This window comes from Stenotrophomonas sp. CASM101, assembly GCF_049384845.1.
Lineage (GTDB): Bacteria > Pseudomonadota > Gammaproteobacteria > Xanthomonadales > Xanthomonadaceae > Stenotrophomonas > Stenotrophomonas hibiscicola.
Window position 1 is genome coordinate 18089 of record NZ_JBMRFR010000011.1, and the last position, 26687, is coordinate 44775.

Genomic DNA, 26687 nt, shown 5'->3' on the forward strand with positions numbered 1-26687 from the left:
AGCCGGGCGCTGGGCGGGGGGATGGGGAGGCGGGCTTCCCCTACAGCCGGCCAGCGCCCGGCTCTACCCGATGTCCGGACCCGGGGTCAGCCCTTCATCGTTCCCGTATCCAGCCAGCGCTCGTGCCACGACAGCGCTTCCGGCAGCAGATGCGGGGTGTGCTTGCCGTAGCTCTCGCGGCTGGCACGGTCGAAGTAATCCTGCAACTGCGGGCGGAAATCCGGGTGCGCGCAGTTGTCGATCAGCACCTGCGCGCGCTTGCGCGGGGTCAGCCCGCGCAGGTCGGCCAGGCCCTGTTCGGTGACGATCACCGACACATCGTGCTCGGTGTGATCGACATGGCTGGCCATCGGCACGATCGCCGAGATGGTGCCGTTCTTGGCGGTGGACGGGCTCAGGAACGCTGACAGGAAACCATTGCGGGCAAAGTCACCCGAACCGCCGATGCCGTTCATGATGCGCGTGCCCATCACGTGCGTCGAATTGACGTTGCCGTAGATGTCCACCTCGATCATGCCGTTCATGCCGATGCAGCCCAGGCGGCGCACCAGTTCCGGATGGTTGGAGATTTCCTGCGTACGCATGATGATGCGCTCGCGGTAGAAATCGATGTTCTCCTTGAACGTCTCGTTGGCCTGCGGGCTCAGCGCGAAGCCGGTGCACGAGGCGTAGCTCAGCACGCCATCGCGCAGCAGGTCGAGCATGCCGTCCTGGATCACTTCGGTGAACGCGGCCAGGTCGCGGAAACCGCTCTTGGCCAGGCCTGCCAGCACGGCATTGGGGATGTTGCCCACGCCCGACTGCAGCGGCAGCAGGTTCGCCGGCAGGCGGCCCTTCTTCACCTCGTGCTTGAGGAACTCGATCAGGTGCGAAGCGATCTGTTCGCTGGTTGCATCGATCGGGCTGAACGGGCTGTTGCGGTCCGGGCCGTTGGTGCGCACCACGGCCACGATCTTGTCCGGGTCGCAGCGCAGCGCGGTGTCGCCGATGCGGTCGTTGGCGTTCACCAGCGGAATCGGCTTGCGGTGCGGCGGCAGCGCGGTGCCGTAGTAGATGTCGTGCATGCCGTCGACGCCGGCCGGCTGCCATTCGTTGACCTCGACGATCACCTTCTTCGCCAGGTCCAACCAGGTCTTGTTGTTGCCGACCGAGGTGGAGGGCACCAGCGAGCCATCTTCGCGGATGGCCGAGACTTCGATCACCGCAGTATCGATCTCGCCGTAGAAGCCGAACCACACGTGCTGGGCAACGTGGCTGAGGTGGATGTCGATGTAATCCAGCTTGCCCTCGTTGATACGGTTGCGCGCGTCCGGGTCGCTCTGGAACGGCATGCGCATGGCGATGCCATCGGCCTTGGCCAGCGCGCCATCGAGTTCCGGCGCGGTCGACGCGCCGGTCATCAGCTTGATCTGGAAGGGATTGCCCTGGGCGTGCACCGCTTCGATGCGGCGGGCCAGTTCCACGGGAACGGCCTTGGGATACCCGGAGCCGGTAAAGCCGCTCATGGCCACGGTTTCACCGGGCTGGATCAGCGCGGCTGCGGCCTCGGCGGAGACCACGCGGTCACGGAGACGCGCGTTGGCGATGCGATCAACAGACATGACGACAGTGTTTCTGGGGGGAATCCCGATTATCGGCCATCCTCATCCGTACGGGGGGTTCTACCTTCGTGGAATGGCTTTTCCCCCAAGGGGCTCACCCATACCCATCGGTTCTGTTTTGCAGTGCAGCGTGCAAAGTGCTTTCGCAGCCCGCACGATGGCCCTGCATCCCGACGTGGGGGAGGGAGCAGAGCCCGCTGGCAGTTCGCTGCAAGCGGGCTTTTTTATTGCCTGTCGCCCAGTATGAATGCGCGGCCTCCATTATCGGTAGTGCCGGCCGCTGGCCGGCGACTGCAGCAACCTTCGGCAGGATCATGGGATCTGCCGGCCAGCGGCCGCCACTACCGGGTCCGTCGCGTCCCGACCGGGTCGATACAATCCGCCCATGACCCTCGCCCCCGCTGACCTGCCCGCCTCCCTGCAGCCCCTTGTCGACCGCGCCCTGGCGCGCCTGGCCCAGGTCCTGCCCGAGCCCGTTCCTGCCGAACTGCTGCCGCTGCTGACCCGACTGGCGGTGGCCAGCGACTTCGCGCTGGACACCCTGGTGCGGCAACCGGCGCTGCTGGCGCAGCTGGCTACCCCCGGCTGCCCGCCGATCCCACCACCGGTGCTCGATCCGCTGCAGCCCAGCGACTGGCCGGCGCAGATCCGGCGCTGGCGTACTGCCATGTCGACGCGGCTGATCTGGCGCGACCTGGCTGGGCTGGACGACGTGGCGCAGACGCTGGCTGGCGCCACCATCCTGGCCGAGGACTGCCTGCGGCTGGCGCTGGACGCGCTGCAGCAGGAATTCGCCCAGCGCCAAGGTGTGGTCCGCGATGGCGAAGGCGCCGCGCAGCAGCTGGTGGTGTTCGGCCTCGGCAAGCTCGGCGGCGGCGAGCTCAACTTCAGTTCCGATATCGACCTGGTCTACGCCTACCCGCACGGCGGCGAATCCGACGGCCCGCGCGCGCTGGCCGCCGAAGAGTACTTCGCCCGCCTCGGCCAGCGCCTGGCCAAGCTGCTGGACGAAACCACCGTCGATGGCTTCAGCCACCGCGTCGACCTGCGCCTGCGCCCGTTCGGCAGCGCCGGCCGCGTCGCGCTGTCGTTCGCGGCGATGGACCAGTACTTCCAGCGCGAAGGCCGCGACTGGGAGCGCTATGCGTGGCTGAAGGCGCGCGCGGTCGCCGGTGATATCGAGGCCGGTGAAGCGTGGCTGCAGACCCTGCGCCCGTTCGTGTACCGCCGCTACCTGGATTTCACTGCGCTCGATGGCCTGCGCGAGATGAAGGCAGCGATCACCGCCGAAGTCGCGCGCCGCGAGCTGCACGAAGACATCAAGCGCGGCGCCGGTGGCATCCGCGAGATCGAGTTCCTGTGCCAGGCGCTGCAGCTGATCCGCGGTGGCCGCGAACCTGCGCTGCGCGAGCGCCGCCTGCTGGTGGCACTGGACGCGCTGGTGGCTGCGGGGCAGATCGCGCCCGGGGACGGCAGTGCGCTGCGCGAGGCCTACCTGTTCCTGCGCCGGCTGGAGAACCGCCTGCAGATGCTGCGCGATGCGCAGACCCACGTGCTGCCCAGCGACGCGCTGGACCGCGCGCGCATCGCCGTCGGCCTCGGCTACCCGGACTGGGACGTGCTGCGCGCGGCATTGGCCGAACAGCAGCAGCGGGTCAGCACCGAATTCGCCGCGCTGCTGGCGCCGCGCAAGGGCCAGGCTGCGCCCGACGCGCTGGCCAACTACTGGCGCAGCCTGCCCGAGGGCAGCAACGCGCCGTTGCTGGCGGAAGCCGGTTTCCTCGATGCCAATGGCGCCGATCAGTCGCTGCGCGATTTCGCCCAGGGCACCGGCGTGAAGTCCCTGTCCGACGCCGCACGTGCACGGCTGGATCGCGTACTGCCGGCGCTGCTGCATGCGGCCACGCGCTCGCCGCAACCCGATGCCGCGCTCAAGCGCGTGCTTGGCCTGCTGCAGGCGGTGCTGCGCCGGACCAGCTATCTCGCGCTGCTGGACGAACAACCGAGCGCGTTGGCGCGGCTGGTGGATGTGCTGGCGCGCAGCGCGCTGCTGGCTGAGCGGCTGGCCGCGTACCCGCTGCTGCTGGACGAACTGCTGGACGTGCGCGTGTCCGGACCGATGCCCGATGCGTCCGGCATGCTGGCCGAGTGCCAGCAGGTGCTGGCGGTGGAAGACCCCGAATCCGCACTGCGCTGGCTCAACGAGACGCGGCTGGCGCTCAGCTTCCGCATGGCGATGGCCACGCTGGACGGTCGCCAGGGCGCAGTGGACAGCACGCGGCAACTGGCCGAGCTGGCCCAGGCGGTGGTCACCACCGTGCTGGCGATGGCCGAAGCGGACATGCGCGCGGCACACGGCGTGATTCCTGGTGGGCGCTTCGCGATCATCGGCTACGGCAGCCTCGGAGGGCTTGAGCTGGGCTTCGGTTCCGACCTGGACCTGGTATTCCTGCACGACAATCCGGCCGGCGTGGAGGCCAGCGATGGCGCACGTCCGCTGGAACCGGGGCGCTGGTATGCGCGGCTGGCGCAGAAGGTGATGGCGCTGCTCGGTGCGGTCACCGCCGCCGGCCGTCTGTACGACATCGACGTGCGCCTGCGCCCGGATGGCGGCAAGGGTTCACTGGTGTCTTCGTTGGCCAGCTACACCGAATACCAGCGCGAACGCGCGTGGACCTGGGAACACCAGGCCCTGGTACGTGCACGCGGCGTGGCCGGTGATGCCAGCCTGCTGGCCGATTTCGAACAGGTGCGTGCACAGACGCTGGGCCGCGAACGCGATCCGGCCACGCTGTATGCCGATGTGTTGAAGATGCGTGGACGCATGCGCACCGAACTGGACCGCAGCGATGCTGCGCGACTGGACCTGAAGCAGGGTGCCGGTGGCGTGGTGGACCTGGAGTTCCTGCTGCAGACCGGCGTGCTGGCGCGTAGTGCGCAGCATCCCGCGCTGCTGCAGCCGCGCGATACACCGTCGTTGATAGATGCGCTGGCGGTTGCGGGCTTCCTGCCCGGTGCCACCGCGCAGGCACTGCATACCGCGCATGCCACGCTGCTCGACGTAGGCCTGGCCTGCACGCTGGACCGGCGCCCGCGACTGGCACCGACTACGCCCGCGATTGAAGACGCGTGTGCGGCGATTACGGCGGCGTGCAGAGCGGCGGCGTTGCCGTTCGGGTGAGTGGGTGCACCCATTAGAGCAATTGCCCGGGGATGATCCGCTGTTGGTAGGTGCCGACCGTTGGTCGGCACAATCTGTCAGCGGTGATGAACTCTGATGGAGCGTGCCGACCAACGGTCGGCATCTACCGTGCTCATGTGCCATCCAAGGTTGGCACCTACCAGGGCAATGGCGGTCAGCTGGTGGCGCGCAGCGGCGCCATCTTCCACAGCAGCGCGCGGAACGGGGCCAGCAGGCACACGCCGATCGCCAGCTTCACTGCCAGGTCCCCGGCGGCCCAGCTCACCCACGGTAGCGCGGAGCCGGCAAACGCGATCGACCAGAAAATGGTGGTATCCACCGTCGCACTGCAGGTCGTGGCCACCATCGGTGCGCGCCACCAGCTGCCGCGGCGCAGGCGGTCGAACACGGTGATGTCCAGCAGCTGGGCCACGATGAAGGCCGAGCAGGAGGCAATGGCGATGCGCGGGGTGGCCACCCAGATCGACAACAACACCGCCACCGCGAAGCCGATCCACGCCACGCGGCGCGCCGGGCCCGGGCCGAAGCGGCGGTTGATCAGGTTGCTGACCAGGAACGCGACCGGATAGCTGAAGGCACCCCAGGTCAGCCAATCGTTGATCGGGTACTGCACCAGCACGTTGGACAGCAGCACCACCGCGCCCATCGCCAGTACCGCCAGCACCAGGGCGCGCGGGGTCAGCGGGGCAAACAGAGGGGCAGGACGCACGGACATGGCGAGCCAGGGGGAGAAAGGGGATCACCCATTATCCGCCCGGGCCGTGGCAAAACCAAAAACGGTCGTTCAGCTTTACAGCGCTTCACTCATCACGTCACCGGCGGCGTAGGCGGTGGGGACGTAAGCCAGGGCCTGGCCCTGCGCGCTCTTCGCGGTCCAGCCGGCACCGGCCTCGGTGGGCTCGAAATGCACCCGCTGGCCGACCACGAAGGCCGCCGTCTGGTCTTCATGTACGCGCCCCGGCCAGCGCAGGGTGGCGGTCTGATCGGCCTTGTCGGGCACCTGCAGCTGTACCTGGCGCTCGCCCTCCGGCGTGGTCTCCACCTTCTTCACCTCCATCGGCGGCAGCGGCACTGCCTTGGTGCGCGTGGCCCGGCCGTTGCGTTCGCTGGCCTTGAACGGCGCCTTGGACAGTTCGGACAGGCCCGCCGATGCAGCGAGCGGCACCGAGACCACGATCAGCGAGGTGATCAGCACGCTGGCCTCGCTGCTGTTCAACTGCGGCGCGGCGCCGGCATGGACGGTGGGCACCAGCAGCGCGGAGAGCAGCAATGCAGAAGCGGGAACGCGCAGGCAACGGAACATGGAGACCTCCTGGTCAGGGGGGGGAGACGGCGGCTCAGCGCCGGGTATCGAAGATATCGCGCGGGCCGGTGGCCTCGGGCAGGTACTCCAGCGGGCGGCCCTGGTTGTCCTTCAGCTGCCAGCCCTGGTCGTTGCCGGTTGGCTCGAAATTCACGGTCTGGCCCACGGTGAACTGCACGGCCGGGTCGCCGACGCCGCGCGGATACTGCATCGATGCGGTGTTCTGCGGATCGTTGGCATCACGCAGCAGCACTTCGCGGCGGCCATCCACGGTAGTGGAGATGGCACTCACCTCCATCTGCGGCAGCTTGATCTGCTGCGGGCGGGCCAGCGGCTGGCCGGCGTCGGCGGCATCCTGCGCTTCCTTGGCCGCTGCAGCGCGGGCCGAGGCCACCATCTGCGTGGACATTTCCAGGCTTGGTCCCTGCGGGCCCGGGTCGTGGATGATCACGATGCGGCGTTCGGCGTGGGCGGCCGTGGACCAGGCCAGGCCGGTGACGATCACCATCGACAACACAGAGGTAAGCAGCGGACGCATGTCGTTCTCCTTGCGGGATTCAGGGCGTGGCGGCAGTGGCACCGGCCACCGGCACATGGGGGATCACCAGTTCCTGCTGCAGCTGGCTGCGCTGGTGCAGGAAGTCGAACACCGATTCCACCGTCACCACCGAATAGTTGCCGGAGATGCGTTCGCCGGCTGGATGGTCGGTGGTGGTGGCGTTGGCTACGAACAGGCGCGCACCCACGCGCTTGCCGAGGCCGATATGCAGCACGCTGGGCTGGTACTTCTGCTGGCGCAGCCACTGCTGTGCCTGTTCGCGCTTGACGATGGCCGGCGCGCCTTCGGCCTGCGCCATCGCCGCCGCCAGCACCTCCAGCACCCACTGGTTGGAGTTCTGGTAGTCGGTGGCGAACGGGTAGGCGACCACGTTGTACCTGGTTTCGTGCAGCGCCTTGGGCTGGATCGAGGGCGGCACCAGCATCGCGCGCAGCGCTGCACGCAAGGGGGCCGACGGCACGCCGATGCGCAGGTCGGTATGGCCGCCGCTCTCGCCGACGAAGTTGCCGAGGCCCTCGTGGTACAGCTGCGAGCTGTCGGTCTTGCAGCGGTTGAGCAGGTGCATCGCGCGCCAGCGGCCGTCGTCCTCGCGCAGCAGGAAGGCCAGGTGGCTGTGGCGCAGGCCGTAGCGGCTCAGGTCCTGGCCACCGCGCGCGGCCACCACCACGTCCACATCGGGCAGCGCGTCCAGGCGTTCGGCGGTGGTCCAGGCCACGTCCAGCATCGCCGCCTGCGACGCCACGCTCGGGTAGCGCTCGCGGCAGGCGGTGCTGTCGGCCCAGCCCGGTGCGGTCGCCAGCAGGCTGGCGATCAGCAGCGCGGCACGGGGCAGGCGGGCAAAACGATCCATGTCGGTACCTTCAGCGGCGGGCAGGCCCGCGCGCCGATCATACGCTGCTCAGCGCAGCGGGCGATCCACGCCCTTGCGCTGGAGTTCCCTGTCGCAGGCATCGCTGATCGGGGCGATCGGCAGCGGCGGGCGCTCGCCCGTCTTCGGATCGCGCAAGGCCGGCTGCTCGCGGTACGCGTCCAGCTGCTGCTGGCACTGATAGGAGATCGGGTCCAGCTCGGTGGGCGCGGTCGAACACGCGGCGAGCAGGGCCAAGGGCAGCAGGAGCAGGGTACGCATGAAGGCATTCGGTCCGGTGGGGGGCACCGGACTCTAACGGTATGGGCAGATTGAAATGTTCAGAAATCGCTGTGCATCCCGGTAGTGCCGGCCACTGGCCGGCATCGGCAGTGTTCGGTAATGCGCACAGCGTTGCCGGCCAGCGGCCGGCACTACCCCAATGCCAGGCGCTGCTTCACTTCCGCCGCTACCCGCGCAGTCTCGCGCAGTGGCTCGATGCGGTCGTACTGCCAGTCCAGCCAGTGCGGCTGCAGGCGCCCGCGCTCGCGCAGCTGCTGCTGGAAGCGGGCCAGCCGGCCCTGCGCGGTCTCGGCCAGCGCCACCATCACCGGCATGCGCGTGGCGCAGGCTTCAGAGAGCAGGTTCACCGAATCGGGCGAGACCACCACGCGGTTGGCCCAGCCGAGCAGGCCGCCATAGGGATTGGTACCGTCGCCACCATCGCCCCAGATCACGTGCGGTAGGTTGGCGAACTTCGCGCGCAGGATCTCGGCCAGGGCCGGCGGCGTGCGTCGCGAGGTGGTTGCCAGCAGGCTGCCGCCTTCATTGCGGATCTGCTCGGCCAGCGCCTGGAATACGCCGACCATCGCGGTCTCGTCCCACGGTGCCAGCGGCGTCGGCCCGCCGACCAGCAGTGCGGTGCGCGGGCCGGGCAGGGTGCTGAAGCCGGCGAACGCGGCGCGGCCCCAGGCCAGCCAGTCGTCGTCCACCGGGTTGAGGCTACCGAGCAGGGTGAGCACGTTGCTGCCACGCAGGGCATCGTGTTCGGGCACCACCACCACGTCCCAATGGCGGGCGCTGATGCGCGGGTCGAGGATCTGCACCACCTGGCTGCCGCGTGCGCGCAGCACGCGCAGGGCACCGGCGGCCTGGCGGCCACAGCCGATCGCCAGCGCCGGGGCCTCGGCAGCCAGTGTCGCGAAGGCCTCGCCATAGCCATTCACATCGCCGGGCAGGCGCCGCGGCGACAGCCAGCGCCAAGGTGCGCGCGGTTGCAGGAGCAGCGGTCGGTGGGTGCCTTGGCGCAGTGCCGAGGCCAGCGCGACCGCCTGGCGGACATTGCCCGCACGGCCGTCGGTGACCGTCCATGGCGCGCTCGATCGTTTCACCATTGGCATTAATTCGTTTCAGCCCTGCTGGGTGTTGCAACAGTCGCGACACTCTACACTGCGGCTCGTCGTTTCGCCCCGCGCCGCCCGCGGGCACTGACTTCCTTTCGCCGCCCTGGAGATCCACCGATGTCCCACGCGCTCGACGCCGCCGCCCTTGATCAGCTGTTCCGTACGGCCCGCACCCAGAACGCCTTCCTCGACAAGCCGGTCCCCGAGAGCCTGCTGAAGGAACTGTACGACCTGGTGAAGTGGGGCCCCACCGCGGCCAACACCACGCCGGCGCGCTTCGTCTTCGTCACCTCGAAGGAGGCCAAGGACAAGCTGGCCCCGGCGCTGTCCGAAGGCAACCTGGCCAAGACCATGGCCGCGCCGGTCACCGTCATCATCGGTTTCGACCTGGACTTCCACGAGAAGCTGCCGTACCTGTTCCCGCACACCGATGCCAAGGCCTGGTTCGACGGCCCGCAGGAAGGCCGCCACGAAGCCGCCATCCGCAACGGCAGCCTGCAGGGCGCCTACCTGATCCTGGCTGCGCGCGCGCTGGGCCTGGATGCCGGCCCGATGTCCGGCTTCGATGCGGCCAAGGTCGACGAAGCCTTCTTCGCCGGCACCGCCATCAAGTCGAATTTCCTGGTCAACCTGGGTTACGGTGACCCGGCGGGCCTGTTCCCGCGTCTGCCGCGCCTGTCGTTCGACGAAGCGGCGCGCATCGCGTAAGTCGCTGTATCGGTTTCGGGCCTGCCGTCCCGCGGCGGGCCCTTGCTGCACCGTGTACCCACCCTACGATCCGGAGAGTTCCTGAGATGAGCGCCACCCGTAAACTGCTGCTGCCGCTGGCCCTGACCCTGGCCATTGCCGCCTGCTCCAAGCCGGCCGACACCGCCACCCCGGCTGCCGATGCTGCCGCCCCGGCCACCACCGAGCAGGCCGCCACCCCGGCTGCCGATGCCGCCGCTGCCGCGCCGGCCGCCGAAGCGATCAAGATCGCCTCGGGCACCTACAAGCTGGACCCGAGCCACACCGACGTGCTGGCCCAGTGGAGCCACTTCGGCTTCTCCAACCCCAGCGCGCACTTCGGCAACGTTGAAGGCACCCTGGTGTACAACGCCGAAGACGTGACCAAGTCCACCGTGGAAGTGAAGCTGCCGCTGAGCGGCCTGAACAGCTTCACCGCCAAGTTTGACGAGCACCTGAAGAGCGCCGACTTCTTCGACGCCGCCAAGTTCGCCGATGCCACCTTCAAGAGCACCAAGGTGGAAGCGGCCGGCACCAACAAGCTGACCGTCACCGGCGACCTGACCATCAAGGGCATCACCAAGCCGGTCACCCTGGACGTGACCGTGAACGGTGGCGGCGAGCACCCGATGGCCAAGGTTCCGGCCGCCGGCTTCGATGCCACCACCACCCTGAAGCGCAGCGATTTCGGCGTCGGCGCCTACGCCCCGAACGTCAGCGATGAAGTGAAGATCCGCATCACCACCGAAGCCACCGGCGAAAAGCCGGCGGCTTGATGCACCCCGCTCACTCGTCGTGAGAAGGCAGAAGGCCCGCTGAAAAGCGGGCCTTCTTTTTGGGCTCTGCATGCGAGGTGCCCGATGCCGATGGGGTTGCCGGCCAGCGGGCGGCACTACCCGGTAGGTGCCAACCGGCATCTGGTGGGTGCGGACCGTTGGTCCGCACGATCCCTCAGCGCAACGCGCCCAACCATGCCACGCACGCCTCGCTGGGGCTCTGCTTGGCCTTCACCGTCATCCCGCTCACCCGCACGAAAGTCTGCGCCGCCTGCGCCACCACCTGGCGGCCGATCAGCGCCGCCTGCTTGGTGGCAGCCTGCTGCTTGCGTAGCTGCACGATATGCACCGAAGGCCGGCCCACCGGCGCGTATTTCTGGTCGCGGCGCAGCACATCGGCCACCTGCGCCACTTCGAATTCGGCCTGCAGGTAGCGGTGCTGTGCTTCCACCAGTTCGCGCAGCGGCATGCGCAATGCAGTGGTGTCGGCGAAGCCGGCCAGGGCCGCGTCGCAGGCAGCGTCATCAGCGAAGCGGGTACGCAGCGCGTCCACGCTGGCCAGGGTCAGTTTGGCCATGTGGGCCTCGTTGCTGCAGGAAAGGAGCGCGATTGTCGCATTGCTTGGCGGCTGATGCGTTGAACCGGGCGGCGGAATACCTGTAGAGCCGAGCCCACGCTCGGCTCATCGCGCGCAGCGCGAGGGTTCGTCGATCGCGGAACGAAGAGCAGCCGAGCATGGGCTCGGCTCTACACAGTCAAAGGCGTGCGGACCAACGGTCCGCACCCACCAGGGAATGTGCATGGCCGCCGATGACCCCTGTAGAGCCGAGCCCATGCTCGGCTCATCGTGCGGACCAACGGTCCGCACCCACCAAGCAGGGTCCGCACCCACCGGCTGCCCGGTCAATCGCCGTCGGTTTCGTCCGGGTGCGCCTTCCAGTAGCCGGTGGAACGAATCCAGTCGCGCGGCACGCCCAGGTGGCCTTCGATGAACTTGCGCATCATCCGTGCGCGGCGCGATTCGGTGGCGATCCAGTAGAAGACATCGCCGTCCGGGGCCTCGAAGTCGGTCAGCATGTCTTCCAGCAGCGTACTGCTGGCCGCCGGAAAGCCGTTGCGCTCCAGCCAGTGGATGCGCACGTTCTCGTACTGCGGCAGGTCCTGGCGCTCGTCCTCGTCGCGCACTTCAATGAAGGCCTGCACCTCGGCATCCTCCGGCAGCACGTCCAGCCAGCGGGCGATGGCCGGCAGCGCAGTTTCATCGCCGATCAGCACGTAGGCGTCGTAGGTGTCGGCCACCACGAACGAGCCGCGCGGGCCGCCGATCACCAGCGTGTCGCCGGGCTGTGCGCGCTCGGCCCACGGCCCGGCCACGCCCTGGTCGTGCAGCACGAAGTCGATGGCCAGCTCGCCGGTTTCGTGATCCCACCAGCGCGGGGTGTAGTCACGCGACGGCGAAGGCTCCTTGCCGTCCGGGTAGCTGCGGCCTTCGGCGGTCAGCACCGGCAGGACCATCTCGCCCGCAGCGTTGGGGAAGAACAGCTTGATGTGGTCGTCGGCGCCGGGCGAATCGAAACCGGCCAGCTCTGCGCCACCCAGCACGATGCGGCGCATGTGCGGGGTGACCTCTTCAGTGCGCAGCACGGTCAGTTCACGGAAGCGCACATCCAGGCGCAGGCGCGTGTTGTTGTGTTCGGTCATGGGGGTTACCTGTAAGGGCGTCGCGCGGGGGCGCGCGGCATGGGGGAGACCTGGCTGGAGTCAGTCTGGCTGGGTCGTTGAAAAGGGTCGGCTCTCGCCACCGGTAGTGCCGTTGAGCAGGGCCGAGGCCCGGGTCAGCAGTGCCGCCACTTCGTCCGCCTCACCCTCGGCCCAGCGGCCGTGGTGATGCACCAGCGCCCGCTTGAACTCGCGCAGGGCAGTGGCCAGCGGCGGCGGCAGCGAGGCCTTGGTGATCTCGCGGGCACGGTCGAAGGCACGCCGCTGCGCCAGGCGTACCTGGGTGCGCTGCACCTTCAGCTCGAACTCGCCGGCGGCGGTGATGCGGAAGATCCGCTTGCCGTCCACTTCCTCGGCCTCGATCCAGCCGGCCTGCTCGAAGCTGGCCAGCAGCGGGTACATGGTGCCGGCGCTGGGCGTATAGGCCTGCATGAACTGGTTGCTGATCAGCTGCATCAGCTCGTAGCCATGGCGAGGCTGCTCGCCGATCAGGGCCAGCACCAGCAGGCGCAGGTCGCCGCGGCTGAGGACGCGCGGCTGGCCGTTGCGGCGCGGCACATCCGGATCGGTGGAACGGGCTCTGGCAGAAGCGGTACGGCTCATTTCGATATATCGGTAAACGAGTGTGCAAACGATATATCGATATGTCGAAAGCGACAACACTCGATCCGGCCACAAGCGGGTCTGTTTTGGGCCACGGCGGGCGGCGCGCGCAGAAACGGGGCGCCCTTTGCAGGGCGCCCCGGCAGCAACTGTGGAAGGGAGCGGGGCCTTGGGGCCAGCACTCGGTCTCTACCCTGCGGCCGCCAGCGGCGCACTTCCAGTGCCGGATGCGGCATGTTGCCGCTGGTTCAGTGCCCGGCGCCGGAAGCGGCCACCCCCGACACCAAACCTGCCCCAGAAGCGTCATCGGCAGTAGTAACACTGCGTCCTGCGCATGGACGCAGCGGGCCTGATGCGACAGCGGGGCGCCGGCCGCAAGAGGCCGTAGCGGCCGGAAACAGGGGCCTGTCCTGCTGCTGGACAGGGCGGGACATGCCTTGCGGACACTGGCCGCATGCATCCATACGCCTGCGTAGCCAAGTGACGAAAGCCCTTGGTGCGCTACACTTTGCGGTCTAGAAATCTATACAACAGTCGCGCGCGTGCGTGCGGTCATGGGAGCGCTAATGAACTGGTTGAACGAGGTGCTGAACAACGACCCGAATCCTGTGGAAACCCAGGAGTGGATCGAGTCGTTGAAGGCCGTTATTGATGTCGAGGGCTCCGAGCGCGCGCATCAGCTGCTGGAAGGCATGGTGGAACTGACCCGTCGTTCGGGCGCCTACCTGCCGTTCTCTCCCACCACCGAATACGTCAATACCATCGAGCCGCAGTTCGAGGCCAAGAGCCCGGGCAACGCCGAGCTGGAATGGCGCATCCGTTCGATCATCCGCTGGAACGCGATGGCCACCGTGGTGCGCGCCAACCGCAAGCCGGGTGACCTGGGCGGCCACATCGCCTCGTTCGCCTCCGGCGCCACCCTGTACGACGTGGGCTTCAACCACTTCTGGCGCGCCCCCAGCGAGAACCACCCGGGCGACCTGCTGTTCATCCAGGGCCACAGCGCCCCGGGCATCTACGCGCGTTCCTTCCTGGAAGGCCGCATCAGCGAAGAGCAGCTGGACAAGTTCCGCATGGAAGTGGACGGCGGTGGCCTGTCCTCGTACCCGCACCCGTGGCTGATGCCGGACTACTGGCAGACCCCGACCGTGTCGATGGGCCTGGGCCCGCTGGCCGCCATCTACCAGGCGCAGTTCATGCGCTACCTGGAAAACCGTGGCCTGATCGAGAAGTCCGACCGCAAGGTGTGGTGCTTCATCGGCGACGGCGAGAGCGACGAGCCGGAAACCCTGGGTGCCATCGCCCTGGCCGGCCGTGAAGGCCTGGACAACCTGATCTTCGTGGTGAACTGCAACCTGCAGCGCCTGGACGGCCCGGTGCGCGGCAACGGCAAGATCATCCAGGAACTGGAAGGCGTGTTCCGTGGCGGCGGCTGGAACGTGATCAAGCTGCTGTGGGGCGGTTACTGGGATGCCCTGCTGGCCAAGGACACCAATGGCGTCCTGAAGAAGCTGATGATGGAAACCGTCGACGGCGAATACCAGAACTGCAAGGCCTTCGGCGGCGCGTATACCCGCGAGCATTTCTTCGGCAAGTACCCGGAAACCGCTGCGATGGTCGCCGGCCTTTCCGACGACGACATCTGGCGCCTGAACCGTGGTGGCCACGACCCGCACAAGGTGTACGCCGCCTACCACCAGGCCGTGAACACCAAGGGCATGCCGACCGTCATCCTAGCCAAGACCGTGAAGGGTTACGGCATGGGTAGCGCCGGTGAGGCACTGAACCCGACCCACCAGACCAAGAAGCTGGACGACGAAGCGGTGCGCCACTTCCGCGACCGCTTCAACATTCCGGTGACCGACGCGCAGCTGGCCGACGGCCAGGTGCCGTTCTACCACCCGGGCCCGGATTCGCCGGAAGTGCAGTACCTGCAGGAACGCCGTGCCGCGCTGGGCGGTTACCTGCCGCAGCGCCGCCGCAAGGCCGACAAGACCTTCGTGGCGCCGAAGCTGGAAGCCTACGAGCGCCTGCTGAAGAGCAGCGGCGAGCGCAGCTACTCCACCACCATGGCCTTCGTGCAGAGCCTGAACATCACCCTGCGCGACAAGGAACTGGGCCCGCACATCGTGCCGATCGTGGCCGACGAAGCCCGTACCTTCGGCATGGAAGGCCTGTTCCGCCAGATCGGCATCTACGCGCCGTTCGGCCAGAAGTACAAGCCGGTCGACGCCGACCAGCTGATGTTCTACCGCGAAGACCAGAGCGGCCAGGTGCTGCAGCAGGGCATCAGCGAGCCGGGTGCGATCAGCTCGTGGATGGCCGCCGGGACCAGCTACTCGGTCAGCAACGTGCCGATGCTGCCGTTCTACATCTACTACTCGATGTTCGGCTTCCAGCGCGTGGGCGACATCGCCTGGCAGGCCGCCGACATGCGTACCCGCGGCTTCCTGCTGGGTGGCACCGCCGGCCGCACCACGCTGAACGGTGAAGGCCTGCAGCACGAGGATGGCTTCAGCCATCTGGTGGCCGGTGGCATCCCGAACGTGCGCAGCTACGACCCGACCTTCGGCTTCGAAGTGACGGTGATCCTGCAGCACGGCACCAAGCGCATGATGGAAGACCAGGTGGACGAGTATTACTACGTCACCCTGATGAACGAGAACTACACCCACCCGGAAATGCCGGAAGGCGCGGCCGAAGGCATCGTCAAGGGCATGTACCTGCTGACCGACGCCGGCAAGCCGAAGAAGGGCGAGCTGCGCGTGCAGCTGCTGGGTTCGGGCACCATCCTGCGCGAAGCCATTGCTGCCGCCGAGCTGCTGGACAAGGACTTCGGCGTGACCGCCGATATCTGGAGCTGCCCGAGCTTCAACGAACTGCGTCGCGATGGTTTCGACGTGGAACGTGCCAACCGCCTGCATCCGGAAGGTGAGCAGCGCAAGGCCTACGTGACCGAGCTGCTGGAAGGTCGCCAGGGCCCGGCGATTGCCGCCACCGACTACGTGCGTGCGTATGCGGACCAGATTCGCGCGTTCGTGCCGATGTCGTACACCGTGCTGGGTACGGATGGTTTCGGCCGCTCGGATACGCGTGCGAACCTGCGCCGGTTCTTTGAGGTGGATCGGTACTACATCGCCCATGCCGCGATTGCGGCGCTGGCGAAGGAAGGGAAGATGACCGCGAAGGATGTGGCTCGGGCGATCAAGCAGTACAAGATTGATCCGGAGAAGGCTAATCCTGTTGGGGTTTGAAGCTGTTTGAACAGCTGAGTTGGGACATGGGCGTCCTTGGGACGCCCATGTTTTTTCCGGCATGGGAATAGCTAACAATGCCGACCTACTTCAGGTTGAACGGTGCTTAGTTCGCCCTCTGTCGAATTTGGACGCTGGGCGAGATTGCGGCGCGTGTTGGGTCAGTACACGCAGTGTTGATTGGACCCTGCGGCAAGGCTTGTCTTGACTCCCCAACTATCAGTCACTACCCAGTCTCATCTTCTGAGAGTGGGTTGAACTAGGCTCTTACACCCTAATTGGGATAGAAGCTGGCTTGGGTCAACGGACGTCTATCTGTCCGACCATTTTTGTGTAATGATACGGGTTGATATGGGTTGTCCACCCCGTTGTTTAAAAGAGCTGCAGTCGAATGAACCTCAATCAAGCAGCGCAGGCAGTCGGCGTATCAGCTGTGACTCTAAAGCGTTGGCTAATTAGCGGAAAAGTCAAAGACGTTGGTAGGGATCGTAACAACTGGCGCGTATTTACAGAGCAGGATATTGATCGCATAAGAGATTATGCGAAGGGCAGGAGTGATGCGGTAGTTTCAGAGGGAGTTCGCAAGAGTTCTGACAAATCTGCCTACTCTGTGGCTTCATTTTTTTCAGGAATTGGCGGGTTTGATATAGGCTTTGAGGCTGCGGGCTTCGACATCTCCTTGCAATGCGAAATTGAGCCTTTTTGTCTGTCGATCTTGAAAAAACATTGGCCGGCAGTCCCTCAGCATTCAGATATAACAAAGCTGACAAATGACGACATCAAAAAATCAGACGTTTGGGTCGGAGGATTCCCGTGTCAAGACCTCTCTCTTGCTCGAATGGGTAAGAGAGATGGACTCCGAGGCAGTAAGTCCGGACTTTTTTATGAGTTTGCTCGACTGGTTGGAGAGGGCCGCCCCAGAGTTATTCTCCTCGAAAACGTTGCGGGCCTTCTCAGCTCCCACGGAGGAAAAGATTTTGGCCTCGTGCTCTCAACGTTGGCCGAGCTCGGGTATTCTGTCGGATGGCGTACTTTTAACAGCAAATACTTCGGAGTACCCCAGTCAAGGCAGAGGGTCTACATTGTTGGGTGTCGTGGAGACGGGAGAGGTCCCGGAGAAATACTTTTTGAGTCCGAATGCCGCAAGGGGAATAATTCGAAGAGCGGATCGAATGGGAAGGAATCTGCGGCCTCATTTCAGGAGATCATTGGAGATCCTTTCGGAGAAGGCCCCGTAATCCAGGCCCTTGCCTATTGCTTGTATGCGACGTCCGCTCGGCATACAGGCACGGACTGGAGCAGAAACTACGTCTGCTATCCGAAAATAGGTGAAATCCGGCGCCTCATACCGAGTGAATGCGAAGGTGTTATGGCATTCCCGAAGGGGTGGACTATTCCAGTTGAAACTAGTCTGACTTCAGATGACCTGGATTCTGCTCGCTATCACGCACTAGGTAATGCGGTAACTCCTCCTGTTGCTGAATGGCTTGCGCTTAGAATACGCCGCTATCTCGAATCAAGAGATTTCCCCGAGGATGATCAGAAGTTGGATGCCTCATTGAATGCGCTGAGAAATTTTGCACTTGGCCAGTTGGCTTTTGACTTGGGGAGCAATGAGCTAGAGACCACTCCTTGAATCGATCTGAAGCTGCCGAGCTGAATTAACCCGTTTGATTCAGCTTCTTCGGCTTTTTCGGTGATGCTGACGCGATATTTCTCATCTTTCTCAGAGAAATGAAGCATGAGAATTCCCGAGTCAAATGCCCAATGGCATAGCTTGCTCAGACATAGTCCATTACTAATTGAATTTAGCTCATATTCTGCCCAGGGTAGAATATGGGCTGCGTCAACACCGGAGCTGCCCGTGAGCGGGATTTTAGGGAGACGGATGCCAGTAAATAGGCACGTGTGATCGTAGGCCATCTTTACATTCAATCTAAAACTCTTTCCTGCGGATCCTCTTAGTGCGGCCAATCGCCAAGTTTTTTGGCGATTTCTAGCGGCCTCTCGAAGCTCTTCAAGAGTCTCCTCGCCCAACGCTAGCGCTTCCTCAACGCTCGTCGTGTGAACCCCAAGCCACATCAGCTCTTCTCTGTTTTCAAGTCCAATCGTTCTAATTACATGGCGAAGTGGATCATCGACTTCTCTGATGCTGACGCGTATGTCCTGAGCTGCTGACATAATGCCAGGAAGGTCTTGGTCGTGTACGGATTGCTGATGTCTACCAAGAGCCTTCGCAAGTGGGGTATCAAGACGCGATGCCGCATCCCAGCAGGCCATGACAATTCGCATCCTTTCGATAATTTCAAGTCTGCCCGAGTCGAAACTGGAATTGGACAGAACCAATTGCGTGGGCGAGATGGTAATTTCTGCAGCGTCTATTTCTGATACTTCAAATGGAACAGAAAGAACCGAGAAGTTGTCCTTGTAAATCTGGAGCTTTCCACTTGGTGTCGCACCAATCTCGCGCTTCGGCTTCGGCAAGAGGAGTAGTGATGTGAGAATTAAATAAATATGACTATCCACCCTGGGGTCATTCAGGCGGATTCGCGGCTTGCCTTGAGTGTGGCGAACGTAATTGTTCGTCGGTAGCCGAAGGCCAGGAATTACCTCAATTACGATGTGATGATCAAAGACATCCTGAACGCGGATGGAATCGTGCCGACCCGCGACTTCATACTCACCGCGTCCACCGCTGGTCCTAAGAGCTATGCGCACAATTCCCCCATGAGTGGATCTAATCGTCAGATGTCAGATTCTACGACATCTGTCGTTCCTGGCGTCATAGGGAGCCTCACGATCTCTAGATTCCACAGCAGGATTGGGAGTTGTTCTCAGGGGCTTAAGAAACGATCGAAGATCTACCTCCCTCCCCGCCACCCCAGCAATTGACGCGAAATTGAGTCGCAACCAAACGTGAGGCCGATTCGTATGAGGATCGCTACATCTATGGCGGTAGAGATGAGTGAGCCAAGCCGGGGGCGACGGAGCGATGCACTAGATGTGGCATTTAGCAAAATCTGGATTAGCTTTCTCACGCGTTGCTGAGGATTCAGCAGTAGACCGATGGAGGTGGCTCTTTAGCTTCAGCCCACCTTCTGGCGAATGAATGCGGGCGAGCCCTGCCCCGATCAGCCCTGCGAAGAGCGAACTGGCCTGCGTTAGAGGCTAAATTAGAAGTTACGCAGGTCAAAGATGCGTACACAATGTGGCCACGATAACAATCCGCAATAGGGCACTTGAAGTTCAAGTCTTGGATGCTATTCCCGCACCTGCAACCGCTCAATAGCCTGTGCAGTCAACGCCACACACGCCATCTTCAACCCTTCCATTACCCGATCCCCGAGGTACTCCTCGGGCGCACCGTTCTGCCGCGTGCGCTCCGCAGCCAACATCAGCTCCGCCACGACGCGCAGTCCCGCAAGAGCGCAGTCCGCATCCGCCAGCTGAAGGCACCGCCCAGGCAGTTGATGCCGCTCCGGCCAAGGCTGTCCGTCTGCAGCCGCTCCTGTCCCGATGCGGTGCAGCGTGGCGACGAAGGCGCTGGGATCGACGGAAGGTCCGCGCTCGGGGTCGGCGTTATCCGGATCGTACTGCGCGTGCAGGGAACCGAAGTCCGATGTGTTCATGGCAATGCTCCGTACAGGACAGACAGCAGCGCCACCGATAAAAGTGGCGGACGATGCGAGGCTCGAAAACCGGTCAACAACCAATCCGGCGGGTCCGAAGACCCCCACGCACCGCCCGCCATGGACCGCGAACGGATTGCCAGCCGGCGTCACACGAACGTGACGCCGGCTGACAAGCGCAAACACATGGTTGTTGACCGGGTTTTCGACGCCCGTGCCACCCTGTGTGAGGTGGCATGCCAAGGTGTACTCGCATGGCTGCGAGATGCCAAGAAACCGTAGGCCGCAGAGGCCGCAAATGCTGACGCTTACGGCATTGTTGCATGGCGCACGCGCGACATAACCCTTGCGGTGCAGTGGTTTCGGCCGTTGTTAAGCTACCGCCCGAATGCGCTTCAAAAAGTACGGTTTGCAGCCGTGTAGGATCCCAAAAGCGACACCTAGCCCGCCGAGCTGACACGCGCGGCGTGCCGATTGCGACACAGCTTAACTTTGCACCCCTAAGCCCGACCGAGGCCACAGCGCATCGTCGCGCTCCAGGTCGTAGTCGCTTCCGAACGCCAGCGCCGCGTCGTGTGGAGGAAGGTCTGCGTAGCAGCCCAGCAGGTACTCATCCATGCCTGCGTCACCATGATCGATGGCGAACAGGTAGAGAAGCTCCTTGTCGAAAGCTTCCAGCCATGCAGGGTCGATCTTGGTCATGGTCATCCTCCCGAAGCAGGGGAGGATGACCTGGGAAGGTCTCAGGGACTGAGATCTCTGGCGCCGAGGGAGGCCGCCTCAACCTGGGGCGCTCAGCCCATGCGCATGGCGTGGCTCTGCTGTTCCTGCGTACGTGCATCCAGCGCCTGCTGCTCATTTTGACGGGCGAGCTCGCGCTGATCGCCAACCACAGCCAGTTGCTGCAGCGACTCAGCCACCGGCGTTTGTGCAGCCACGGCAGTGGGCATTCCTGCACGCAGGTGCGCAGGGTCAGATAGGTCGCCTTGTACAACAAAGATGGTGTGACCCGCCGCCTGATTGGCTGTGGCGTTGCTCAGCACCACATGGTCCACCTGTTCCAGACCCTGCTCGCGTGCCCTCACTGTCAGGCTGGCGGCGAGGTTCTCACTGGTCGCGTCGAAGGGGCGGCCGTGCTTCTCGTCCAGTGCAGCGACGCCCTGGCGAATCTGCTGATGGAGGGCATAGTCCGGGCTGCCTGGCTCTATCGCCGCGATGCGGCGTCCTTCCGTAAAGAGAGGCTCGGGCTCCTGCGTAGACACCACGCGCGGGCTCTTGGCGATCTCTCTGTAGGGATCTTCAGGATGAAACTGCTTCGCCTTGACCTCGCGTTCCAGGCGAACCTCGCGGGTCTCGTTCAACGCGGAAATCTCGGCGGGATCGGTCTCTTTGGTTGTTCTATCGAGCGGGGGAACGCCCACTGTGCGGTTCCAGCTGCCGTCTTTGGCGTCGTAGCTGTGATAGTCGAACATGGTACCAATCACGTTCGGATCTACGGCGTCGCGCTGCAGGAGCGCTGCGCCCTCGAACTTGCTCAGCTCAACGAAGTAGAAATGCCCAGCGGGCTGCGGCATATCCAGGTGCACGCTGACGGCCGTCTTGCCAGCACGGAATGCGCCGGCAGCGCTGTTGTCGAGCATGTTCTGCCAGACCTTTTCGGCTGCCTGCTCGCCGCGTTTGTGCTCCGTGGACACCAGCAGCAAGCGTGGCGTCCAGCAGTTCACATTGAGGTCGTTCTTTTCGAACGAAACATCGTGGGATTTGAGCGTGCTGGTGTAGGGCAGGTTGAGTGCCAGATCGGGCCTGCCGGCCTCCATCCAACTTCTGCGCTCCGCCAGGTCGTTCCTGATCAGATCCTGGCCGAAGGCTTCTTGCCTGCGCTCGGTGAACGCTACGTTCTTCTCGTTGCCGAACAGCGTGGCCTGTTGCTCGGCAACGGCGGTTGCAAAGCTGTTGGCCACCCGGCCGGGGAGGCTGTCGTTGCGCACAACACCCAACGCAAGCAGGCCGTAGCCATCATTGTCGGGAAGCTGCGCGAGATAGTTCCAATACAGCTCGCGATTTCCCTCCTTCGCGTAGGAGGACAGGACACGAATATCCTTATCGGTAAGTCCGCTCATGATTCATCCTTGAGATGCGGTTTACGGCTGAACGCGATAGCGGCTCAGAAGATCACGCACGCTGGTTTCCAGACGCTGCCAGTCGCTCAGCATTACGCGTGCATAGTTCATCTCGATGGCGATGCTGTCGCCCACATCCACGATGGAATGGCGGCACATTGCGATCTGGCCTTCTCCGACGCGTTCAAGTGTCTTTCCCTGAGCTACAAGTCCGTCAGGAATGCGATCTGCCGGGTCGCAGCTGATGAACGTTGTCAGTTGTCCCTCCGCCGAGCGGGCCACATACCAGTCTGGCTCCATCCCCGGGTTGTGCACGTAAGGCCTGCCCAGCGCAGCCTCTGACTCCTTTGCATAGGCTTCCATCAACGATGGGTCGATCGCATACGGCGTCAGACCCCATCGCTCGGGTTGTGCAACGCGTAGCGCAAGATTCTCTACCGGGTCTCTTCGCTCCAGCGACCCCGGCGCGCTGGTGGCCTCACTGCTGGACCGACGTGCCAGATAGTTCTGGATGGGAACGCGATCGATGTACCTAAGCTCGACCAGTACCTGCCGCCGGCTGTCCTGCGTGCTGCGCACCGGGCGATCACCAGGAGGCGCTGCATCGAAATCAGGCCAGAACACAGTGAGCATGACGCCCCCATCGGCCAAGGGGCCCGTCTGGTTGTAGTAGAGGTTGGCCGGGAACATGAAGCGGTGCGGGCCAAGCCGAGCTTCCACCGGCTGCATTGTGTAGGTCTGTCCGCCCACCGTACGTGGGCTGGTTGCGGTTTCGGACATGGGGGTTCCGTTCGGGTCCTTTTCCGTGGATGGGGCCTTCGCGCAGGCGGTGGTGCTCAGCACGGCCACCAGGGCGAAGGAGGCAAGCCGGCAAGCCGGTGCTCTGCTCATGGGCGATTCCCTTGCATGATCGAAACGACTATAGAACGGTGGAATGGCAAGCTCCAGTCGCAGCCGGGACCGCAGCCACCGCGGGGTCATTGCTGCATGCTGGCTCACATATTCAGCAAGCCGCGATCGGTCGCCTCTATTCCTCCACCTGCCCGCCATCCCACCTATGCCATCAGCCAGCGAGGACCGTAGTTACTCCGTCGGGCCCGGAGCCTGGGGATTTCAGGTAGCTGACTATCTCTGCCTTCTGCTGGTCGGTGAGCTGTGCCCCACTGGCCGCATCTGTGGCAGGCATCAGGGTCGTCAGTGCGAAATTTTCAAATGAGAACTGGGGCATATCACCCTGCCTCAGCCTGCTTCTGCGGAACAAACAAGCTGCCTAGAACTACTTCCTCGTTCCGTAGCTGAATTCTGTCCGCTGGCGTCGCGATGCCAAGTTGAAGCAATGAATCAGCCCGAGCTACTGCGTTGTAGCGAATGCTCTCGAAAATGCTGGGTTGATTGGAGAATACATTAAGAAGTCCCTGCGCGACGGCGCGGATGAATGCAGGAACTTCATCGGAATTTCCTATTTCCTCTTTGAAATCGATGATCGATTTCAGTACTTCACTGGTACCAAGGTCCAACGTGTAAATGCGCTCACGGCCGTCCTCGTCAATCGTAAGCGTTTCTGTTCCAAAGATGCCAAGCGACGCTACCCGCTCACCGTCACGACGGAAAGTGTATTGATACTCAGTGACTTCGCGTCCATCGGACAGAGTGGCTGGTAGAACCCGCGGGTAAGAAATTCTCACCGCGCTGGGTGCATCGAATGCAGAGTTGGAATCGGGCCTGAATTCAATGGGCATCGTCTTTTCCTGAGATTGGCATTGATTGGTGCTGGTGATGAATGTGGCGCGCCTGTGCGTTGCCAGTTTCCGCCAACAGGCGCTGTAGCTGCACAGGTTCAGGAATCACGAGATGCGCCATACATCAACTCCGGCCGAAACCGTTGCAAGGGGGTGGAGTAGGCGTCGCGTCTGTGGCCAAGGTCTGTGCCCCCCAGGATCTTCCTGATCACACACGACAGAATGCATTCTGCCCGCTGTCCCGTTGGGGGCTCATCATGCTCAGACTGCGGCACGCGGACTTGCGAAGATGTGTTCATCAGCAATTCCATTGCTCTGTTTCCAGAATATACGACTCCCTCCCGCCGCACTCCACATCCTCGGCCCTACGTCGCCGGAATGCACGCTGGTTCACACATTCAGAAAGCCGATCCCGCAGCTTGGGCCTCTCCACCTGTCCCCCATCCCACCTATGCCATCATCCAGCCAGGACCGCAGCACCCATCAAGGCTGAACAGGCATGGAGCAGGCAACACGCTACACGGTAACCCTTTATCTGGCCGCCCCCGGCACCCCGCTGAAGAGTGGGGGCATCTCGCCGCGCGGCCACATGTACCTGCAGGTCGCTGCGGGCGACGAGGCCCACAGCTATGGCTTCGCACCACCGCGCCACGCGCCGGGCGAAGCCCGCTCCGGCGTGCAGTACGCGCAGGTGCGCCACGATGATGCCGACGAGCATCTGGACCCGTACTACAGCCGCACGCTGGAAATCACCGAGGAGCATTACGGCTGCCTGCGCGACTTCGCAGAGGAACCGGCCGAGTTCGAGTTCGATGTGGGTCGCCCGGCCGCCATCAACCGCTGCAGCGATTTCGTCTGGGCGGCGCTGCATTACGCGGGCCTGCATCCGCTGCCGGCGCCGCTGGACGGCGGCAGCAACCTGGGCGAGTTCGCGGTGCTGTTCAACCTGCCGGAAATCCAGTGCATTGCTGCGCCGTTCCCGGGCAGCGATCTGAATGCCGAAACCCACCACGCGATGCCCGAGCGCGAGGCCGAGCATCATCGCCAGGGCGACCGCGCGACCGATGAACCGCCACCGACGCCGATCGAAGTGGCCGGCACGCTGCTGGACCCCTCACATCCGGACCATCGCCTGTTCTCGCAGCTGATCCAGAAAGTGGCCGAACTGGATGCCGCGCACGGCCGCCCGTTCGATGCGGCCAGCCAGCGCATCAGCGCCAGCCTGCTGGTGCTGGCCAAGCAGAACAATCTCTCGCGCGTGGACCACGTGCTGCTCAGCAGGCCGACCCAAAGCAGCCATGCGGCGGAGAGCATCTTCATCGTGCAGGGGGACCGCAACGACCCGGGGCACCGCCGCGCCAGCATCGCCACCGAGGTGGCGGCCAAGACCGATGTGGCCGATTCGCTGCGGTTGAAGGAGCAATGATGCGGCCACTGCGGCGGGGGCTGGTGGTACTGGCGGTGCTGGGCGCGCTGGCGGCATGCCGTGCGTCACCAGCGCCGGAGGTTGCGCCGCCCCTGCTGACGCGCGCACAGGCCGAGGCGCGCACGGTTGTGCCGTTCACGCGGGCCGTGCAGTTGCAGAAGGCCGGTCGGATTGCCGAGGTCACGTTTGATTTGCCGGCGCCCCAGAAGCCGGCCATTCCGATCCTGAACATCGGGTTGCGGCTGCAGGATACCGATGCGCGACGGCTGCTGGATGCTTCGGAGAAGATCACGCTGGGACGGCTGCCAACGCGGCTGCGCCTGGAGCGTATTGATGGCGGTGCACCTGGTCCTGTGCAGCTCTGGCAGCGTACTCGCGATGGACGCGATTCTCAGAAAATCGGGGAGGATGGCGTGGTAACAGACCTGACGACGGGGAGCGTGGACATCAACAGCTTGGCCGAGGCCGGGTTGTACTCTGAAGACGTGCTCTATCGCACGCTGCAGTTGGCGCAGGTCGGAGGCATTGCACCCGGGCGCTACGTTCTGGGGGTCGACCTTGTGGAGGATCGACCCCAGCTGGATGGCCTGAAAGCAGAACTGATCGTTGGCTACCAATCACTAGGAAAGTAGACATGCACAAGGACGATGCGGAACGCTACAGCGTAACCATCCATCTGGCGGCCCCCGGCACGCCGCGCTACGGCCGTGATGCTGAGGGGAACAGGTTTCTGCTGGAGCCCTCGTTCGCGGGGCACATGTTCCTGTCGCTGCGCCGTTCGGGTGAACCCTTGCCGGAGAGCATGGGTTTCACCCACGCAGGCACCAAGGACGAGCCGAACAGGGGCAAAGTCGATGACATGGACGTGTGGGTCTACGACAAGCCCCGCTTCGAGCGCACGATCGAGATCAGCAAGGAGCAGTACGACCGCATCCTCGAGTTCTCGGCAGACCCGAAGAAGCACGGCTTCGACATGAACTACGACTTCTTCTCCAACGCCTGCACCGATTTCGCTTGGGGTGCCCTGAACCACGCTGGGCTGCGCCCGGTGGGGCTGGCCGGGGAGATCACCAACTATGAGGGCGCTACCAGGGTCCTGGACAACATCCGCGCCGTCAATGCCATTCCGCAGCAGGTGAAGGGCAGCGAGCTGGACAAGGTGCAGTGGAACCCGATGCCGAAGCAGACCTTCCGCGAGTGGATGTTCACCGAGAACGGGGAGCAGTGGCGCGGCAACAGCGTGCTCGCGGCAAGCGGCACGCCCGCAGACCCGGCGCACGATGATCATGCCCGCCTCAACCAGATCCACCAGCAGGTGGCCGACCTCGGCGCTTTCGGTGCGCGCAACGGCAATGTCAGTGCCAGCCTGCTCGCGCTGTCGAAGGAGCAGCAATTCTCGCGCGTGGACGAAGTGGTGCTGGGCGAGCAGCGCGGTGATACCGCACCGAAGCTGTTCATCGTGCAGGGTGACCGCAGTGACCCGGCACACCAGCGCGCCAGCATGCCGGCGGAGTTGGCTGCGCAGGCACCGGTGGAGGCCTCGTTCGATCGCGTCGCGCAGTTGCAGCAGAACGAGCCGCAGCGAGACGCGCAGCGCCTGCAGGAGGAGCAGCAGCTTCAGCAGAGCCACGGTCCACGGATGGCATAGCGGCGGGCGCAGCATCGAGGTCGAGCGTCGGCCATACGCGCGCCGGCGCACGCCACGCCCCCCACCTGCTACCATTCCCCCGCAACCCCAGCCAGCCCACCCGCGCAGACAGATGCGGGGCGGGCCGTCGCA

At 64.2% G+C, this 26687-nt stretch carries 24 protein-coding genes; 8 read left to right on the forward strand and 16 right to left on the reverse strand.

Translation table 11 applies throughout. The features are described 5' to 3' along the window. Positions 1-86 precede the first annotated feature (86 nt). Positions 87-1601, reverse strand: coding sequence for an acetyl-CoA hydrolase/transferase family protein (locus VG543_RS14855; RefSeq protein ID WP_423178693.1), 1515 nt, complete (start codon positions 1599-1601; stop codon positions 87-89). 385 nt (positions 1602-1986) lie between these two features. On the opposite strand from VG543_RS14855, the gene glnE reads away from it, so the two are divergent. After that, a complete protein-coding gene (glnE, locus tag VG543_RS14860; RefSeq protein ID WP_423178692.1) occupies positions 1987-4782 on the forward strand; it encodes a bifunctional [glutamate--ammonia ligase]-adenylyl-L-tyrosine phosphorylase/[glutamate--ammonia-ligase] adenylyltransferase in 2796 nt (931 codons plus the stop codon). A gap of 175 nt (positions 4783-4957) precedes the next feature. Here glnE and VG543_RS14865 read toward each other — a convergent pair whose 3' ends face one another. The 6 genes from VG543_RS14865 to VG543_RS14890 all read right to left on the reverse strand — a co-directional run bounded on the left by VG543_RS14865 (position 4958) and on the right by VG543_RS14890 (position 8906). Beyond that, on the reverse strand, positions 4958-5518 hold the full coding sequence (locus tag VG543_RS14865) for a queuosine precursor transporter (RefSeq protein ID WP_019662191.1): 561 nt from the start codon (positions 5516-5518) through the stop codon (positions 4958-4960). A 75-nt stretch (positions 5519-5593) separates the two neighbouring features. After that, on the reverse strand, positions 5594-6106 hold the full coding sequence (locus VG543_RS14870) for a hypothetical protein (protein ID WP_423178691.1): 513 nt from the start codon (positions 6104-6106) through the stop codon (positions 5594-5596). A gap of 34 nt (positions 6107-6140) precedes the next feature. Continuing rightward, the gene (locus VG543_RS14875; RefSeq protein WP_031269949.1) at positions 6141-6644 is read right to left on the reverse strand and encodes a hypothetical protein; all 504 of its coding nucleotides are present in this window, start codon (positions 6642-6644) and stop codon (positions 6141-6143) included. 19 nt (positions 6645-6663) lie between these two features. Continuing rightward, positions 6664-7515, reverse strand: a complete 852-nt coding sequence (locus tag VG543_RS14880) for a DUF2145 domain-containing protein (protein ID WP_423178690.1) — start codon at positions 7513-7515, stop codon at positions 6664-6666. Between the two features lie 48 nt (positions 7516-7563). Beyond that, positions 7564-7794: a hypothetical protein gene (locus VG543_RS14885; RefSeq protein ID WP_005415044.1), complete on the reverse strand. Its 231-nt coding sequence runs from the start codon at positions 7792-7794 to the stop codon at positions 7564-7566. A 152-nt stretch (positions 7795-7946) separates the two neighbouring features. Then, complete coding sequence (locus tag VG543_RS14890; RefSeq protein WP_155028860.1) at positions 7947-8906, reverse strand: mitochondrial fission ELM1 family protein; 960 nt, start codon at positions 8904-8906, stop codon at positions 7947-7949. A gap of 126 nt (positions 8907-9032) precedes the next feature. On the opposite strand from VG543_RS14890, the gene VG543_RS14895 reads away from it, so the two are divergent. Both VG543_RS14895 and VG543_RS14900 read left to right on the forward strand, forming a co-directional pair. Further along, positions 9033-9623: a malonic semialdehyde reductase gene (locus VG543_RS14895; protein WP_423178689.1), complete on the forward strand. Its 591-nt coding sequence runs from the start codon at positions 9033-9035 to the stop codon at positions 9621-9623. Between the two features lie 86 nt (positions 9624-9709). Beyond that, positions 9710-10417, forward strand: a complete 708-nt coding sequence (locus VG543_RS14900) for a YceI family protein (RefSeq protein WP_164111312.1) — start codon at positions 9710-9712, stop codon at positions 10415-10417. 175 nt (positions 10418-10592) lie between these two features. Here the strand turns inward: VG543_RS14900 and VG543_RS14905 are convergent, their stop codons facing one another. The 3 genes from VG543_RS14905 to VG543_RS14915 all read right to left on the reverse strand — a co-directional run bounded on the left by VG543_RS14905 (position 10593) and on the right by VG543_RS14915 (position 12739). Further along, positions 10593-10994, reverse strand: coding sequence for a hypothetical protein (locus VG543_RS14905; protein ID WP_423178688.1), 402 nt, complete (start codon positions 10992-10994; stop codon positions 10593-10595). Positions 10995-11320: 326 nt separating this feature from the next. Beyond that, positions 11321-12118 carry a siderophore-interacting protein gene (locus VG543_RS14910; RefSeq protein WP_423178687.1) on the reverse strand — a complete coding sequence of 266 codons (798 nt, stop codon included), beginning with the start codon at positions 12116-12118 and terminating at the stop codon, positions 11321-11323. 60 nt (positions 12119-12178) lie between these two features. After that, positions 12179-12739: a PadR family transcriptional regulator gene (locus VG543_RS14915; RefSeq protein ID WP_423178686.1), complete on the reverse strand. Its 561-nt coding sequence runs from the start codon at positions 12737-12739 to the stop codon at positions 12179-12181. Positions 12740-13305: 566 nt separating this feature from the next. On the opposite strand from VG543_RS14915, the gene aceE reads away from it, so the two are divergent. Together aceE and dcm are read left to right on the forward strand one after the other, a co-directional pair. Then, entirely contained in the window at positions 13306-15993 is a 2688-nt protein-coding gene (gene aceE, locus VG543_RS14920; RefSeq protein WP_012478970.1) for a pyruvate dehydrogenase (acetyl-transferring), homodimeric type, read from the forward strand. Positions 15994-16384: 391 nt separating this feature from the next. Then, positions 16385-17629 carry a DNA (cytosine-5-)-methyltransferase gene (dcm, locus tag VG543_RS14925; RefSeq protein ID WP_323153601.1) on the forward strand — a complete coding sequence of 415 codons (1245 nt, stop codon included), beginning with the start codon at positions 16385-16387 and terminating at the stop codon, positions 17627-17629. Here the strand turns inward: dcm and VG543_RS14930 are convergent. The 6 genes from VG543_RS14930 to VG543_RS14955 form a co-directional block, all read right to left on the reverse strand. Beyond that, complete coding sequence (locus tag VG543_RS14930) at positions 17533-18519, reverse strand: HNH endonuclease (protein ID WP_423178685.1); 987 nt, start codon at positions 18517-18519, stop codon at positions 17533-17535. The two genes, dcm and VG543_RS14930, sit on opposite strands and share 97 nt — an antisense overlap. Positions 18520-19253: 734 nt before the next feature. Further along, the gene (locus tag VG543_RS14935; protein WP_423178684.1) at positions 19254-19622 is read right to left on the reverse strand and encodes a hypothetical protein; all 369 of its coding nucleotides are present in this window, start codon (positions 19620-19622) and stop codon (positions 19254-19256) included. A gap of 486 nt (positions 19623-20108) precedes the next feature. Continuing rightward, the gene (locus tag VG543_RS14940; protein WP_423178683.1) at positions 20109-20324 is read right to left on the reverse strand and encodes a hypothetical protein; all 216 of its coding nucleotides are present in this window, start codon (positions 20322-20324) and stop codon (positions 20109-20111) included. A 92-nt stretch (positions 20325-20416) separates the two neighbouring features. Continuing rightward, the gene (locus VG543_RS14945; RefSeq protein WP_262212255.1) at positions 20417-21742 is read right to left on the reverse strand and encodes an XVIPCD domain-containing protein; all 1326 of its coding nucleotides are present in this window, start codon (positions 21740-21742) and stop codon (positions 20417-20419) included. 21 nt (positions 21743-21763) lie between these two features. Further along, a complete protein-coding gene (locus VG543_RS14950; protein ID WP_164144173.1) occupies positions 21764-22633 on the reverse strand; it encodes a hypothetical protein in 870 nt (289 codons plus the stop codon). A gap of 338 nt (positions 22634-22971) precedes the next feature. Next, positions 22972-23481, reverse strand: a complete 510-nt coding sequence (locus VG543_RS14955; protein ID WP_171953337.1) for a hypothetical protein — start codon at positions 23479-23481, stop codon at positions 22972-22974. 499 nt (positions 23482-23980) lie between these two features. Here VG543_RS14955 and VG543_RS14960 point away from each other — a divergent pair, with 499 nt between their 5' ends. From VG543_RS14960 to VG543_RS14970, 3 genes are read left to right on the forward strand one after another with little or no spacing between them, the layout of a single operon-like run. Then, the gene (locus VG543_RS14960) at positions 23981-24907 is read left to right on the forward strand and encodes an XVIPCD domain-containing protein (protein ID WP_423178682.1); all 927 of its coding nucleotides are present in this window, start codon (positions 23981-23983) and stop codon (positions 24905-24907) included. Continuing rightward, positions 24904-25539 (forward strand): hypothetical protein, encoded by a 636-nt coding sequence (locus VG543_RS14965; protein WP_423178681.1) that lies wholly within the window; start codon positions 24904-24906, stop codon positions 25537-25539. The genes VG543_RS14960 and VG543_RS14965 overlap by 4 nt, the downstream gene beginning before the upstream one ends. A 2-nt stretch (positions 25540-25541) precedes the next feature. Next, positions 25542-26555 (forward strand): XVIPCD domain-containing protein, encoded by a 1014-nt coding sequence (locus VG543_RS14970; RefSeq protein ID WP_423178680.1) that lies wholly within the window; start codon positions 25542-25544, stop codon positions 26553-26555. Positions 26556-26687: the final 132 nt, after the last annotated feature.